At 57.2% G+C, this 13,461-nt stretch carries 15 protein-coding genes; 6 read left to right on the top strand and 9 right to left on the bottom strand.

The features are described 5' to 3' along the window. Positions 1–113: 113 nt before the first annotated feature. The 3 genes from HCG46_RS18240 to HCG46_RS18230 all read left to right on the top strand — a co-directional run bounded on the left by HCG46_RS18240 (position 114) and on the right by HCG46_RS18230 (position 3,027). Positions 114–1,349, top strand: coding sequence for an aromatic ring-hydroxylating dioxygenase subunit alpha (locus tag HCG46_RS18240; RefSeq protein WP_168686998.1), 1,236 nt, complete (start codon positions 114–116; stop codon positions 1,347–1,349). 4 nt (positions 1,350–1,353) lie between these two features. Beyond that, a complete protein-coding gene (locus HCG46_RS18235) occupies positions 1,354–2,427 on the top strand; it encodes a hybrid-cluster NAD(P)-dependent oxidoreductase (RefSeq protein WP_022999486.1) in 1,074 nt (357 codons plus the stop codon). Between the two features lie 99 nt (positions 2,428–2,526). Next, complete coding sequence (locus tag HCG46_RS18230; protein WP_168686997.1) at positions 2,527–3,027, top strand: DUF302 domain-containing protein; 501 nt, start codon at positions 2,527–2,529, stop codon at positions 3,025–3,027. A 35-nt stretch (positions 3,028–3,062) separates the two neighbouring features. On the opposite strand, the gene HCG46_RS18225 is transcribed toward HCG46_RS18230, so the two are convergent. The 3 genes from HCG46_RS18225 to HCG46_RS18215 all read right to left on the bottom strand — a co-directional run bounded on the left by HCG46_RS18225 (position 3,063) and on the right by HCG46_RS18215 (position 4,917). Then, the gene (locus HCG46_RS18225) at positions 3,063–3,773 is read right to left on the bottom strand and encodes a DNA alkylation repair protein (RefSeq protein WP_168686996.1); all 711 of its coding nucleotides are present in this window, start codon (positions 3,771–3,773) and stop codon (positions 3,063–3,065) included. Positions 3,774–3,785: 12 nt separating this feature from the next. Continuing rightward, positions 3,786–4,667 carry an NAD(P)-dependent oxidoreductase gene (locus HCG46_RS18220; protein WP_022999483.1) on the bottom strand — a complete coding sequence of 294 codons (882 nt, stop codon included), beginning with the start codon at positions 4,665–4,667 and terminating at the stop codon, positions 3,786–3,788. A gap of 97 nt (positions 4,668–4,764) precedes the next feature. After that, positions 4,765–4,917 carry a hypothetical protein gene (locus HCG46_RS18215; RefSeq protein ID WP_022999482.1) on the bottom strand — a complete coding sequence of 51 codons (153 nt, stop codon included), beginning with the start codon at positions 4,915–4,917 and terminating at the stop codon, positions 4,765–4,767. Between the two features lie 100 nt (positions 4,918–5,017). On the opposite strand from HCG46_RS18215, the gene HCG46_RS18210 reads away from it, so the two are divergent. After that, entirely contained in the window at positions 5,018–5,908 is an 891-nt protein-coding gene (locus HCG46_RS18210; RefSeq protein ID WP_022999481.1) for a LysR substrate-binding domain-containing protein, read from the top strand. Between the two features lie 12 nt (positions 5,909–5,920). Here the strand turns inward: HCG46_RS18210 and HCG46_RS18205 are convergent, their stop codons facing one another. From HCG46_RS18205 to HCG46_RS18185, 5 genes are all read right to left on the bottom strand, one after another. Continuing rightward, on the bottom strand, positions 5,921–7,087 hold the full coding sequence (locus HCG46_RS18205) for a PLP-dependent aspartate aminotransferase family protein (RefSeq protein WP_168686995.1): 1,167 nt from the start codon (positions 7,085–7,087) through the stop codon (positions 5,921–5,923). Positions 7,088–7,284: 197 nt separating this feature from the next. After that, positions 7,285–8,112 (bottom strand): ABC transporter permease, encoded by an 828-nt coding sequence (locus tag HCG46_RS18200; RefSeq protein ID WP_022999479.1) that lies wholly within the window; start codon positions 8,110–8,112, stop codon positions 7,285–7,287. Then, a complete protein-coding gene (locus tag HCG46_RS18195) occupies positions 8,109–8,822 on the bottom strand; it encodes an ABC transporter permease (RefSeq protein WP_031268816.1) in 714 nt (237 codons plus the stop codon). Before HCG46_RS18195 ends, HCG46_RS18200 begins: the two co-directional genes overlap by 4 nt. Positions 8,823–8,951: 129 nt before the next feature. After that, a complete protein-coding gene (locus tag HCG46_RS18190) occupies positions 8,952–9,728 on the bottom strand; it encodes an ABC transporter substrate-binding protein (RefSeq protein ID WP_031268815.1) in 777 nt (258 codons plus the stop codon). Between the two features lie 264 nt (positions 9,729–9,992). Further along, positions 9,993–10,406 (bottom strand): hypothetical protein, encoded by a 414-nt coding sequence (locus HCG46_RS18185; protein ID WP_055653860.1) that lies wholly within the window; start codon positions 10,404–10,406, stop codon positions 9,993–9,995. Positions 10,407–10,592: 186 nt separating this feature from the next. On the opposite strand from HCG46_RS18185, the gene HCG46_RS18180 reads away from it, so the two are divergent. Next, the gene (locus HCG46_RS18180; protein WP_168686994.1) at positions 10,593–11,234 is read left to right on the top strand and encodes a glutathione S-transferase family protein; all 642 of its coding nucleotides are present in this window, start codon (positions 10,593–10,595) and stop codon (positions 11,232–11,234) included. 37 nt (positions 11,235–11,271) lie between these two features. Here the strand turns inward: HCG46_RS18180 and HCG46_RS18175 are convergent, their stop codons facing one another. Beyond that, positions 11,272–12,255: a LysR family transcriptional regulator gene (locus HCG46_RS18175; protein ID WP_209009520.1), complete on the bottom strand. Its 984-nt coding sequence runs from the start codon at positions 12,253–12,255 to the stop codon at positions 11,272–11,274. A gap of 177 nt (positions 12,256–12,432) precedes the next feature. On the opposite strand from HCG46_RS18175, the gene HCG46_RS18170 reads away from it, so the two are divergent. Further along, on the top strand, positions 12,433–13,428 hold the full coding sequence (locus HCG46_RS18170) for an MBL fold metallo-hydrolase (RefSeq protein ID WP_075283816.1): 996 nt from the start codon (positions 12,433–12,435) through the stop codon (positions 13,426–13,428). Positions 13,429–13,461 lie beyond the last annotated feature (33 nt).

Here is a 13,461-nt window from a genome sequence, read left to right as displayed (position 1 = left end):
CGTCTTACATGGATAACCAAATGACGCTTTTGCGCTACGGCGGTGGGGTCGGGTGGGCCTAACGTTCCCGGCAAGGACAGGCCGGGAGACTCGGCCAAAGAGGATGTGTCACCATGTTCAGCGATGCGGAAATTCTAACACTTCTGATGGGCCGACGAGCCGGGTATTCTTTGCCCCAGGCCTTCTATACCGATGCCGACGTCTACCAGGCGGACCTGAAGAACATCTGGCAGAAGGAATGGATTTTCGCCATTCCGTCTGCCGAGCTGCCGAAGTCGGGAAATTACGTCACGCTTCAGATCGGTGATTACAACATCATCATCGTGCGTGGAGCCGACGGTGTCATTCGCTCATTCCACAATTCCTGCCGTCACCGCGGCAGCCGCATTTGTGCAGCATCCAAAGGTTCTGCGCCCAAGCTGGTCTGTCCGTACCACCAGTGGACCTACGAACTCGACGGCAAGCTTCTGTGGGCGCGCGAAATGGGGCCGGAGTTCAAGCCGGAAAACCATGGACTGAAGACCGTACACTGCGTGACCGTTTCAGGCATGGTGTTCATCTGCCTTGCTGCCGTTGCTCCCGACACCACGGAACTGGAAAAGCAGGCTGAACGCTATCTCGGTCCGCACGACCTTTCCAACCTCAAGGTTGCCCACCAGTCGACCATCGTCGAGCAGGGCAACTGGAAGCTTGTTCTGGAAAACAACCGCGAGTGCTATCACTGCTCCGGGTCTCATCCGTCGCTATGCCGGACATTCCCGGACGATCCCAACCTCGTGGGTGGTGACGATTCAACCTCTTCCAACGTCGGCAAGGCGCATGTGGAACGTTGCGAAGGCGCAGGGCTTCCGTCCAGGTTCCTGATTTCGCCGTCCGAGCAATGGCGTTTCGTGCGCATTCCGTTCCTGGGAGATGCGGTCAGCTACACCATGGATGGCAAGGCAGCCGTTTCCAAGCGTATCGGGTCCGTGCCCTTCGACAACGCGGGGTCTTGCCTGTTCTTCCATTATCCGAACACCTGGAACCACTTCCTGTCCGACCAGGTGCTGACTTTCCGTGTTTTGCCGATCAGTCCCATGGAAACCGAGGTGACAACCACCTGGCTGGTGCACAAGGACGCTCAGGAAGGGGTTGACTACGACCTCAAGCGGCTGACGGAAGTCTGGGTCCACACCAACGATGAGGATCGTCAGATCGTTGAGGAAAACCAGATCGGCATCAAGTCGCCGGCCTATGAACCGGGGCCGTATTCTCCGGCTCAGGAAAGCGGCGTCATCCAGTTCGTCGACTGGTACGCCCGAACCCTGGAAAACGGTCTGATGGGCCGTTTCCGTGTCGCGGCGGAGTAGTACGATGATCCCGATGCCCGGACGCGATACGCCGGTCTGGTCCGACAGTGAAGTTCTGGAATGCGTGAGTGTTCTGCCCGAGGCGCCGGGGGTGAAAACCTTCACCTTCCGTCCGCCATCAGGCGCGACTTTCGTCTATCGGGCCGGCCAGTTCATCACGCTCGATCTCCCGGTGCCTGGCGGAAACGTTCAACGCACCTATACGATTTCCTCTTCGCCGGTGACCAATGCCTATATCTCCGTAACGGTAAAGGTCCAGCAGGACAGCGTCGGTACGAAATGGATGCTGGAGAACCTTGTTCCCGGCATGCAGATCAAGGCTTATGGACCGGCTGGGCTATTCCATCTGCCGCGCAATCCGGACAACAAGTACCTGTTCATTTCAGCCGGTTCCGGCGTTACGCCCATGATGTCGATGGCGACGACGCTCTTCGAGCGCGGTGAGGATCCGGACATTTGTTTCATCCAGTGCGCAACGCGGCCTGTTGATCTGATCTTCCGCAAGCGGCTTGAGTACATGGCGAGCCGCGTAAACGGTTTGCAACTGCACTTCGTCGTCACGAAGAGCGATCCTTACGAGGTCTGGACCGGTTATCGCGGGCACTTCAACCAGCTGATGCTGGGCCTGATGTGCAACGACTATCTGGAGCGCGAAGTCTATTGCTGCGGCCCCGAAGGCTTCATGGAATCCGTACGCGAGATTCTGAACTCGCTCGGTTTCAACATGGAAAACTATTTCCAGGAAAGCTTCCAGGCGCCCGCAGAAACCAAGGCTGAACTGACAGAGTTCGATGACGTCGTACCTCAGGACGACGTGCAGGCCCAGATCGTCTTTGCCAACTCCAAGGTGTCTTCCTGGTGTTCGGAAACCGACACGGTTCTGGCAGTTGCAAAGGATGCAGGGCTCAATATCCCGTCGGGCTGTACGTTCGGTGTGTGTGGCACCTGCAAGGTGAAGAAACTCTCCGGTGAAGTTCACATGGTCCACTCTGGCGGCATCAGCGATGAAGATATCGAGGCCGGTTTCATTCTGGCCTGTTGCTCGAATCCGATCGGTACAGTCGAGGTCGATATCTGAGCCGGAGATAGTCGAGGAAATATTCAAAGTTTGCGATGTATCAATGGCGCGGGCATGAAGAGCGGAGTATTCTGGTCTTCATGCTCGGGAGGACGTCGCATGTTTGAAAGTTTCAGGAAGCCGTTTCGGATCGCAATTGCTTTTGTGGGCCTCGCAGTTTGCGGCACCGGAGCCGCCAGCGCCCAGTCAATTCCGGAAGGCGTTACCGTCTACCAGGTTTCAGCGGCCTTTGATGATGTGCGTTTCGATCTTGAAAATGCCATCGTCAATCGTGGCCTGGTCATCGATTACGTCTCACACATAGGCGACATGCTGGATCGCACATCACAAGATGTCGGTGGTAAGAAGCAGATCTTCGTCAAGGCGCAGGCCATGTTGTTCTGCTCGGCCAATCTCTCGCGCAAGGTGATGGAGGCTGACGCTGCGAACATCGCCTATTGCCCCTATTCGGTATTCGTCTACGAAACGCCGGACCAGCCTGGCACCGTAACAGTCGGATATCGTCACCTCGGTGAAACAGGCTCTGAGGAATCCAAGGCGGCTATCGGCGAGGTGAATGCCTTGCTGGATGCCATCGCCAAGGAAGCGGCAGGTCAGTAAGCGGTCGTCCGCAACTGATCGACAGCAACATTTGACTAGATGTCTGCAGCCTTGTTGAGGCGGTTCAGAACCTTCTCGGACGAAAGCTCCCGGGCAGCCGCATTGCCGACCTTGCGGGCTGTCCGGTTTTCGGATGTTGCCAGGTCTTCGGCAATCGCGAGAGCGGCGCCATGCAGAGGCAAGGAGCGTTTGCCGATCTGGCGGAGGGCCCAGTGCACCGCTTTCCAGACAAAGTTTCGCTCGTCCGTGGCAGCAGCGCGGATCAAGGGAAAGTAGTCCAGAAACTCGGTTTCGGGCGCTGTCTTGGCGTGGACGGCGCGCCAGGCGATCAGTGCAAAGGCGGCCCGCCGGACAAATTCGCGTTCGTCTGCGGCAAGTGCCGGAACCAGTTCATTTGAACCGGCACGCCGGGCAAGAACATTCATGAGCTGATCGCACAGATCCCAGGAATTGATGTCGTTCAGCCAATTAAGAGCGAGCTCGGGTGCCAGGTGCCTGGGTGGGGTCAGAAGGATTGCCAAGAGCCGCGCTTCGTGAAAGCCGCTGGCCCAGAGTTCCCGGGCAAGGTCCGGTGAGGGGCCTATGGATTTGGCCAACGGACGCAGCACAGAGAGTGGAACGCCGAAGGCCCGATCTGTTTCGATGCCGAACCGCGCCATTCCAGCACGGTTCGGCTCTGTTCCCGCTTCACGCAGATCGTTCAATACGTTTTCAAGCGTGAAGGTCGTGTCCGAAACCTGGGGCATATGGGTGCCCGTTTATGACTTGTCGGCGTTTTCCAGGCGGGCAATCAGGCTGGACGTATCCCAACGTTTGCCACCCATGGCCTGAACTTCGGCATAGAACTGATCGACCAGCGCCGTAACAGGCAGGCGGGCACCGGTATCATTTGCGGTCTTCAGGCAGATGCCGAGGTCCTTGCGCATCCAGTCGACCGCAAAGCCATAGTCGAACTTGCCGGCATTCATGGTCTCCCACCGGTTTTCCATCTGCCAGGATTGGGCAGCCCCGCCTTTAATTGCGGAGATGACCTTTGCGACGTCGAGATCCGCTTTCTTGGCAAAGTGGATGGCTTCGGAAAGGCCCTGCACCAGGCCGGCAATGCAGATCTGGTTGACCATCTTGGTCAATTGCCCTGCGCCGCTTTCTCCCATCAGACCGACGAATTTTGCGAAGCATTCGATGACCGGCTTGGCCTTGTCGAAAGCATCCTGATCTCCGCCGCACATTACTGTCAGGACGCCGTTTTCGGCACCTGCCTGGCCACCGGAAACCGGAGCATCGATGAAGCCGCAGCCCTTGTCCTTGGCCGCTGCATAAAGCTCACGGGCAACTTCGGCAGACGCGGTGGTGTTGTCGACAAAGATTGCGCCTTCTTTCAATCCATGAAAGGCACCATCTTCGCCGGTCGTGACGGAGCGCAGATCATCGTCGTTTCCGACGCAGGAAAAGACGAAGTCGCAACCTTCAGCTGCTTCCTTCGGGGTCTTGGCGAAGTTGCCGCCATATTCGGCAGCCCATTTCTCGGCCTTAGCAGTCGTGCGGTTATAGACCGTGACGTCGTGCCCACCCTTGGTTTTCAGGTATCCGGCCATCGGATATCCCATGACGCCCAGACCGATAAATGCAACCTTTGCCATGACGACGCTCCCTTCGCATGCGAAGGCCCGGTACGAGCCGGGCCTTTAATTGAACTGGTTCATCATGGTTTTAGGCCATTTGCCTCTTGCTGTCAGCTTAGATCCAATAGGGCCCGCGCTGCCAGAGCCGCAAATGACGTTCCCGCTTCGCCGACTGGGCGTCCAGGTGCCGCTGGGTGCGTGGATCCGGACGAGTGTTGCTGGAGAACCGGGTTGCTTCCAGGAAGCTACGTGCGTAAATATCAAACATATGCTTACATCCTCTCGCTGCGTTGTGTGAGAGTAATGTGGCTGTTTATGGCTGCTGATGCCAGTCAGGAAGATTTTCAAAATGTAAGGTGAAATTACATATGGATTGGCGATCTCTCCCATCCCTGAACAGTCTGAGAACCTTTACTGCCGTTGCCGAGACCTGCAGTCTCTCGGCCGCGGGAAGAGAATTGAACGTCACTCACGCGGCCGTCAGTCAGCAGGTCAAGGCTCTGGAGCAGTTTCTGGGGTTGAAACTGATTGTCCGTGAGGGCAGGGGCATTGCATTGACCCCTGAAGGCAAGCAGCTCTTTGAAGGTCTGAGCGAAGGCTTTGAAATCATCAGGGAGACAGTCGATGAATTGACGCGGGAAGATCTGGTCCGTCCGCTCAACATCACCATGACGCCGTCCTTTGCCATAAGTTGGCTGATGCCACGGATCAGCGATTTCCGGCACAAGCATCCCGACATCGAACTGATGCTCAATCCGACGGCCGAAGTGGTTGAACTCAGACCTGGTGGCGTCGACCTGGCGATCCGCTTCGGCAAGGGCAACTGGACTGGGCTTGAATCGGAACTGTTCATCCCGACGAATTTTGCGGTGATCGGTGCCAATTGCCTGATCGGAGACAAGAAGATCGAAAGCCCTGAAGATCTCCTGGAGTTTCCCTGGTTGCAGGAATACGGCACCAACGAATTGACCATCTGGCTGGAGCGCCAGGGCGTCGTGCCCAAGGGCAAGCTCAACATCACCCATTTGCCCGGCTATATGGTGCTGGAAGGTTTGCGGCGGGGCGATGGTATTTCAGCCACTGCCAAGACCTTTGTCGAACCTGAAATCGAGGCGGGTAACCTCAGGGTCTTATTTGAAGACGGCGTTTATCCGGGGACGGGATACCATCTGGTGACCCGCCCCGGTGTCAACCGTCCACCACTCAAGGCCTTCATGAGCTGGCTCAGGGCCATGCGCGCCGAACAGCTCGCCGATTAGCCTGGGCAGACGTCAGATTGCAGTGAGGGCCTGCTCCATGTCCGCAATCAGGTCGTCGCAATGCTCGATGCCGATGGACAGCCGCAACAGGTTCTCCGGAATGCCGGAGCCTTCGCCCTCGATGGTGAAACGATGCTCGACAAGACTCTCGGTGCCGCCGAGGGAGGTTGCTCGCTGGAACAGGTCAAGCGCACCGGTGACATTCAGGGCGGCCGTTTTGTCGCCCTTGACCTGAATGGACATGAGCGAGCCAAAACCGCCGGTCATCTGGCTTTTTGCAAGTTCGTGATGAGGGTGGCTCTTGACGCCGGGATAAAGCACCGCCTCCACTTTCGGGTGTTTTTCGAAGTGTTCCGCGAAAACCTGTGCCGATATGTTCATGCGCTCCACACGCAAGGCAAGTGTCCTGAGGCCCCGGAGCAAAAGCCAGGTTTCGAACGAACCGAGCACGGCGCCGGCCAACTTGCGTTCCTCGGTCAGAAACGCCCAGGCTTCGCTGCCGGCATTGTCGGTTGTGACGACGCCACCCAGAAGGTCTGAATGACCGTTGAGGGCCTTGGTCGCCGAATGCATTACCAGGTCTGCTCCGAGCGACAGAGGCTTGAGGATCAGTGGTGTTGCGGCGGTCGCATCGACGGCAAGCAGAGCGTCCGCCTGTTTGCACTGGTTGGCGATGTTCTTGATGTCGGCGACCTTCAAAAACGGATTGCTGGGCACTTCAAGCCAGACAAGATCCGGGCGAGTGACGGCTATCTCGTCCTGGAAGGACTGAAGGTCGCTTGCATCAGCTTCTACGAGGGCAATGTTGTTGCGTGCACACATCTTGCGCAGGAACAACGTGGTCCCCCAGTAAATGCCGGACTGGGCAAGCAGTGTGCCGCCTGGCTTGACGATGCGGGCGACGGCGGCGACAGCAGCCATGCCGGATGCAAACAGCCGACTGTCTTCTCCCCCTTCAAGAGCGGCGATCAGTTTTTCGGTCTTCTTGAAAAGCGCATTGTCGTCACGGCTGTAGATATGACCCGGGTTGACCAGCTCATAGGTTTCGTCACGCACGAATGTGGTAGCAGTCTGTATCGGCGGCACGATGGCGCCTGTTGCCGCATCAAAACCGCCACCACCATGGGCCAGCAGGCTGTCGAGGTGAAGGCCATGGGCAATGGAGGGCGTTTTCGGCATGGGAGAGCTCCGTGAATGGGGGTCCCTTCGGGTTATCGCCGTCTGCTTCGATAATCAAATGAAATCAATCCATTTGGGAGAGCGGTGCCGACTTGCCTCCAAAGGAATATCGAGAAGGCGAAGGCGGGAAAGGTCACAGAAAAACGGGCCGGAACTTGAAAAGTCCGGCCCAATTAATTCGAACGCTGAAAGTCTGCTCAGCGTATCAGGTGCCGCGTCAGGCGTGCTTCGATTTTGTCCCACAGACGGCGCAGCATCTCTACCAGGAACAGATAGATCACCGCTGCCCAGATGTAGGCCTGGAAATCATACGATCTCGAGTAGGCCCGTCTGGTTTCTCCAAACAGATCGAACACCGTCACGATTGCCGCAATGGCGGAACCCTTGAGCATGAGAATGATCTCGTTGCCATAGGGCCGCAGAGCAACGATCAGTGCCTGCGGCAGGATGATCTTGAAGAAGGTGATCTGCTTGTTGAGGCCGAGAGCAGCAGCCCCTTCCCACTGACCTCTGGGCACGTTTTGAATGGCACCGCGCAGGATCTCGGCCTGATACGCGGAGGTGTTCAGTGAAAACGCGAAGATCACGCAGAACCAGGCTTCCCGGAAAAGACCCCACAGGCCGACTGCCTCCAGCTGTGCCTGGAAGGTGCCTGCGCCATAGTAGACAAGGAAGGTCTGTGCCAGCAGCGGTGTGCCGCGGAAGAAATAGACGAAGCAATAGGCAGGCTTCGATAAAAGCCACCATTTCGACGCTCGTGCAGCTGCGATGGGCACGCTCAGCACCGCACCTATCAGCAACGACAGGCCGACGATCTGAAGGGTAACCAGAAAACCGCTGAGGTACTCGGGCCAATACTTCAGCACGAAAGGACTGGCGACGTTTATCGCCAGATAGTAGAGCAGCCAGGCACCGGAGACGATCCAGAGCGCCATGAGGACATGGCCGAGAATTCGCGTCTTGGTCCAGCCCCGGGGCGGTGCGGGCGGCCGTTTCAGGCCTGTGGCGGGGTTAGCGGAGATCATCGTGCCGTATCTCCGCGTTTGCTCCAGCGCTCGATACGCACGAGACCGGTGGACGATATCATTGCCAGGACCAGGTAGATCAGGCAGGCGATGCCAAAGAACATGAAGGGTTCCTTGGTCACCCTTGCGGCGATCCCGGACTGGCGCATGACGTCAGACAAGCCGACCACCGAAACGAGCGAGGTGTCCTTGAGAAGGACGAGCCAGCTGTTTCCAAGTGCGGGCAGTGCGAGCCGGATCAATTGCGGCAGTACCACCAGTCGAAGGGTTTTGCCTTTCGACAGTCCAAGCGCATATCCGCCTTCGTATTGTCCCTGCGGGATCCCGCGAAAGGCGGAAAGAAACGCTTCGGAAGCGTAGGAAGAAAAGACGAAGGACAGTGCGATGACACCGGCGACAAACGAATTGACTTCAAAATAGAAGTCGAAGCCGGCCATCTTCAGCAAGACCTGTATCGCGATCTGTAGGCCGAAGTAAACCAGGAACAAGGTCAGCAGTTCCGGCAAGCCCCGGAAAAGAGTGGTGTAGATATTGGCCGCCAGGCGCAAGCTGGGTTCCGATGACTTTTTCGCAAGCGCAATCAGAAATCCCAGAAACAATCCGAACGGCAAAGTCACTATTGCCAGGCAGACGGTTACAACCACGCCCCAGGCAATTTCGTCTCCCCAACCCTCTGGTCCGAAGGAGAGTAGCGTCAAAGCTTCATTCATAAGCCGGCGCTTCTTTCTGTTTGTCGTTGTTATTCCGGCCGCCCCTCCGGCCGTACTGCGGGATTTTTCCCTGCAGGTGGTGCAGCGCACAGGGCGCGCTACACCGGAATGCGATCAACTGGAGGCCAATCAGCCGCCGTAAACGTCGAACGTAAAGTACTTGTCGTTGATTTCCTTGTACTTGCCGTTCGCCAGGATGCCTTCGATGGCCTTGTTGAACATTTCCTTCAACTCGCCGTCGTCCTTGCGGATGGCAATGCCGGCGCCTTCACCGTTGATCACCGGATCCGGCGTCAGGGTGCCCAGCAGCTTGCAGCAGGCACCGTCATCGGTCGCCAGCCAATCGGACAGAACCACAACGTCGTCAATGACGGCATCGACACGGCCGCTGGCAACGTCGAGCTTGTATTCATCCGGCGTCGGATAAAGCTTCAGGTCTGCGGACGGCAGCTTTTCTTCAGCATAGTTGGAGTGGGTGGTGGAGGACTGTGCACCAAGTGCGACACCCTTGAGGTCTTCATCTGACGTCCCGGTCAGAGCGGAATCCTTCGGCACGGCAATTGCCGGCGGGGTGTTGTAGTACTTGTTGGTGAAGTCGACCTTTTCCTTGCGCTCTTCGGTGATCGACATGGAAGCGATCACGGCGTCGAACTTGCCAGCCTGAAGGGCGGGGATCATGCCGTCCCAGTCCTGGGTAACGAATTCGCACTCGACTTTCATTTCTTCGCAGAGTGCCTTGGCAATATCGATGTCGAAACCTATCAGCTGGCCGTCTGCGGTCAGGGAGTTGAACGGAGGATAAGCGCCTTCGGTGCCGATACGCACCTTTGACCAGTCTTTCGCCTCAGCGCCACTCACGGCAGCCAGTACTGCTACTGCGGCCGCAGCCATACGCAATACACGCATATTTTGTTCCCCTAATATCTTCTTCGCGGCGCAAGCGGGTTCGTCCCGCCTTCTTGCCCGAGCGCTCTATTCCATACACTTCGGTTCAAATTTCAAGCATGCCTACGAAAAAAACACAGCGTGATTTCGCCGAATTTTCAATTTTTCCGGCATGTCGTTGGGGAAGCGTCAAGTCATTGTGGAAACCTGACTGTTCCCTGAGGCCCTTTCTTCGTGCTGTAGAAGCATGCCACCCTGAACCAAATGTCGGCCGAAGGGCAGAAATCAGGCCTTTGAGTCGGCTGTTGCCTCTGCTGCTTCAGCTTCCCGGGAAGCGTCGTGAACGTCGAGAACGGATTGCAGGGTAATCACCGGGCGGGAAAGCGCATCCCCTGCATCTGCCCCACGATAGGGTGTCGGCGAGACAACCGGCTGCTTGGTCAATTCGGCGATCTTTTCTTCGTGAACAGCCCTGTTTCTGGGGGAAAGGTTGTCCAGACCGAGTTCGGTCAGCCCGTGATCTTCAAGATACTTGTGCCGAATTCGCTCTTCTTCAGGCAGTTCACGCCACTCTGCATATTGTTCCGCAAGAATGCTGCGGAATTGCAGAAACCGGCTTTCGGTTTCGCTTGGCTGCTTTTGGGGCGCCTTGGCGGATTGCGGTGACACGGAAGGCGTGGGCGGCAGAGCAGATGTCATCAGATCCTCTTTCTGGCTGCAGGCATTGTCAAATATGCAAGCAAAAATTGTGCCGAGAGGGGATATTAAAAACCCTGATGAATCTCATGAACTTATTGAATTTGAAGCTGGAAGCCGAACTTCCTAGGAAAAGACTACCCGGTGACACATGGTTATTTCTGCCGGGTTTCGGAAAAGGGCCCAGCAATGTCGGACTACGAACTTTTCATCGGAAACAAGAACTACTCTTCCTGGTCTTTCAGGCCGTGGATCGCTCTCAGGCACAAGGATATTCCATTCCGGGAGACCCTGGTTCCTTTCGATTTCGAAAATGGAAATCCGGAATTCGCGGCATTTTCACCAAGCAGAAAAGTACCGGTTCTCAAGGATGGTACCCTGACGGTGTGGGACAGCCTGGCGATCCTGGAATATGTCGCCGACTGCTTTCCGGACAAAGGCCTGTGGCCAAAGGACAAGGCCAAGCGCGCCTGGGCACGGTCCATCTCGGCGGAGATGCATTCCGGTTTCACCGCTCTTCGCAGCGAATGTTCCATGAACATGCAGCGCCCTGTGGCGGTAAAAGCCGTCAGCGACGCGGTTAAGGGTGAGGTCAACCGCATCGTGACCGTCTGGAAAGAATGCCTGGCATCATCAGGCGGTCCTTTCCTGTTTGGCGATTTCACGATTGCCGACGCCATGTATGCGCCCGTCGTCAGCCGTTTCGAGACCTACCAGCTATCCAACGACCCTGTGGTGAGCAAATACAGCGAAGCCATGAAGGCAACCGAGGCCTGGAAAGTCTGGGAAGAGGCCGCACTCAAGGAAACCTGGGTCGTCGATACCGAGTGAGGTTCCTGTCAGCCCGGCGCCAGCCGCCGGGCGGCTATCAGGCCGTAACCGCGTCGCTGGCCAACGCAGTGTCCTCACGTTGCTGAAAATCACGGCTGCCTGAATCAGGTTTGCCGGCGTACTGGAATGCGCCTTCGTCTTCGAAGAAGCTATAAAGGCTGTCGACAAACCGGCGTACTTTCAGCGGAATGAACCGATTGGAAGGATAGACCGCATGGACCGGGTGCGGCGGGTATTGCCATTGTGGCAGCACCACTTCCAGGTCTCCCGTTCGCAGGTACGGCTCGATGAGCCAGCGATTGGAAAGCGCAATTCCGAGACCGGCGAGTGCCGCACGGCGCAGGGTCGAAGAGTTGTTGACCAGCATTGTCGGCGTGATCTTGATAGACAGCTTTTCACCGATCGGACTGATGAACGGAACCCGGTTCCCGGTCGCGATGTTCTTGTAAAGCAAGTAATCGTGATCGGGCAGCTCGTCGGGATGGTCAGGGCGTCCACGTTTATCCAGATAGTCTGGTGATGCCACCAGGCAGCGCTGAGCAAGCCCGAGCCTTCGAACAATCAGCCGGTCGTCCTCGATCTCACCCATGCGGATTGCCACATCGAGCCGTTGCTGGATGACATCGACAAACTGGTCGGACAACGACACATCCAGCAGGATGCCGGGGTGATCCTTCTTGAAGCGGATCAGGAAGTCCGAAAGGATGGTTTCCGCAAAGCCAAGGGGCAGCCCCACCGATAGCGGGCCGGACATCTGGGCCTCTTCACTCTGAACCGAGCGGTCGGCCTCATCGAGGCGCTCCAGAATATCCCTTGCATAGGCATAATAGCGTTCCCCGGCTTCCGTCAGGCTGAGTTGACGTGTGGTCCGATTCAGCAGTCTGATGCCCAGATCGTCTTCAAGCGCCCGAACCTGCTGGCTGACGGCAGGTTGCGAGATGCCGAGAAGTTTTGCAGCTGCTGAGAAGCTGCCGAGATTGACAGCCTGCACAAAGCCGGAAAGGGAGGAAAGCTTGTCCATGGCGGCCCCAGTTGGAGAGCGAGTGAGGAACGATCTCATACATAAGCACGGGTTATGAGTAATATAAGATATTGGCCGCTTTAAAAACAAAGCCAATGAAACACTTTTAGGGCTGCCGGACCGATCCAACGGTTCGAGCGTCAAAGTTTTCCATCAGGTCGAGCCGGGAGGCCAATTATGACCACTTCACAGATTTCCGTTTCCAGACGTTCGCTGCTCGGTGCGGCTGCCGGGGCAGGGGCGCTTGCCGCTGCCGGTGGTGTCACTTTTCTTTCCGCACCCGCAGAGGCCGCTGTCGATCAGGCCGGAAAGCCGATGGCAGGTGCACTCCGCTACAAGGTCGGCGATCTTGAAATCACCGCCTTGCTCGACGGCTATCTCGATGTCACGCCGGAACTGGTGATCGGCTACGACGCATCAGAAGGGCAGCGCCTGAGAGATGCAGCCATGGTTGAAGGTGAGGCATTGCGTATTCCCGTCAATGCCTACCTAGTCAACACCGGTGACCGGCTGATCCTTGTCGATGCCGGCACTGCGGATGCTCTGGGCCCGACCATGGGGCGTCTGCCGGATGCCTTGGCAGCCGCAGGTGTATCGCCCGATCAGGTGGACGCGCTGTTGATCACCCACATGCATCCGGATCACCTCTTCGGCGTGATCGATGGTGACGGCAACAAGGTGTTCAAGAATGCGGAACTGATCCTCCCGGAGGTGGACAAGGCCTTCTGGTTCGATGATGCGGCAATGAACGGCGCTCCCGAGCAGTTCAAACCGTTCTTCCTCGGTGCACGCAAGGCTGCCGATGCCTACAAGGACAGCCAGACCCTGATTTCCGGCGACAAGGAAATCCTGTCCGGCATCCGGCCGATGGCTCTTCCGGGTCACACGCCGGGGCATACCGGCTATCTGTTCGACAGCAACGGCGAAACCCTCGTGATTGCAGGCGATATCGTCCATATGGCCGTCTATCAGTTCAACCGGCCGGACTGGGGTATCGGGTTCGACATTGATCCCGGGCAGGCAGTGTCGACACGCAAGACATTCCTGGACCAGGCCGCCGCCGACAAGTTGTTCTTTGCAGGCGCGCATATTCCGTTTCCCGGTATGGGCCGTGTTGCAAAGGACGGCGAGGGTTACCGCTTCGTCCCGGCCAACTGGCCCTACGCCTACTAACGAAGAAACTCTTTCTGGCCCGGCAACGATGCC

The sequence above is a fragment of the Labrenzia sp. PO1 genome, assembly GCF_012273635.1.
In the GTDB taxonomy this organism is placed as follows: Bacteria; Pseudomonadota; Alphaproteobacteria; order Rhizobiales; family Stappiaceae; genus Roseibium; species Roseibium algicola.
This window is presented reverse-complemented; position numbering and strand designations above follow the sequence as displayed.

Bases quoted from the DNA above. Each gene is read 5' to 3' on its own strand.
- HCG46_RS18240 (WP_168686998.1), top strand. From the start codon at position 114: ATGTTCAGCGATGCGGAAATTCTAACACTTCTGATGGGCCGACGAGCC.
- HCG46_RS18235 (WP_022999486.1), top strand. From the start codon at position 1,354: ATGATCCCGATGCCCGGACGCGATACGCCGGTCTGGTCCGACAGTGAA.
- HCG46_RS18230 (WP_168686997.1), top strand. From the start codon at position 2,527: ATGTTTGAAAGTTTCAGGAAGCCGTTTCGGATCGCAATTGCTTTTGTG.
- HCG46_RS18225 (WP_168686996.1), bottom strand. From the start codon at position 3,773: ATGCCCCAGGTTTCGGACACGACCTTCACGCTTGAAAACGTATTGAAC.
- HCG46_RS18220 (WP_022999483.1), bottom strand. From the start codon at position 4,667: ATGGCAAAGGTTGCATTTATCGGTCTGGGCGTCATGGGATATCCGATG.
- HCG46_RS18215 (WP_022999482.1), bottom strand. From the start codon at position 4,917: ATGTTTGATATTTACGCACGTAGCTTCCTGGAAGCAACCCGGTTCTCC.
- HCG46_RS18210 (WP_022999481.1), top strand. From the start codon at position 5,018: ATGGATTGGCGATCTCTCCCATCCCTGAACAGTCTGAGAACCTTTACT.
- HCG46_RS18205 (WP_168686995.1), bottom strand. From the start codon at position 7,087: ATGCCGAAAACGCCCTCCATTGCCCATGGCCTTCACCTCGACAGCCTG.
- HCG46_RS18200 (WP_022999479.1), bottom strand. From the start codon at position 8,112: ATGATCTCCGCTAACCCCGCCACAGGCCTGAAACGGCCGCCCGCACCG.
- HCG46_RS18195 (WP_031268816.1), bottom strand. From the start codon at position 8,822: ATGAATGAAGCTTTGACGCTACTCTCCTTCGGACCAGAGGGTTGGGGA.
- HCG46_RS18190 (WP_031268815.1), bottom strand. From the start codon at position 9,728: ATGCGTGTATTGCGTATGGCTGCGGCCGCAGTAGCAGTACTGGCTGCC.
- HCG46_RS18185 (WP_055653860.1), bottom strand. From the start codon at position 10,406: ATGACATCTGCTCTGCCGCCCACGCCTTCCGTGTCACCGCAATCCGCC.
- HCG46_RS18180 (WP_168686994.1), top strand. From the start codon at position 10,593: ATGTCGGACTACGAACTTTTCATCGGAAACAAGAACTACTCTTCCTGG.
- HCG46_RS18175 (WP_209009520.1), bottom strand. From the start codon at position 12,255: ATGGACAAGCTTTCCTCCCTTTCCGGCTTTGTGCAGGCTGTCAATCTC.
- HCG46_RS18170 (WP_075283816.1), top strand. From the start codon at position 12,433: ATGACCACTTCACAGATTTCCGTTTCCAGACGTTCGCTGCTCGGTGCG.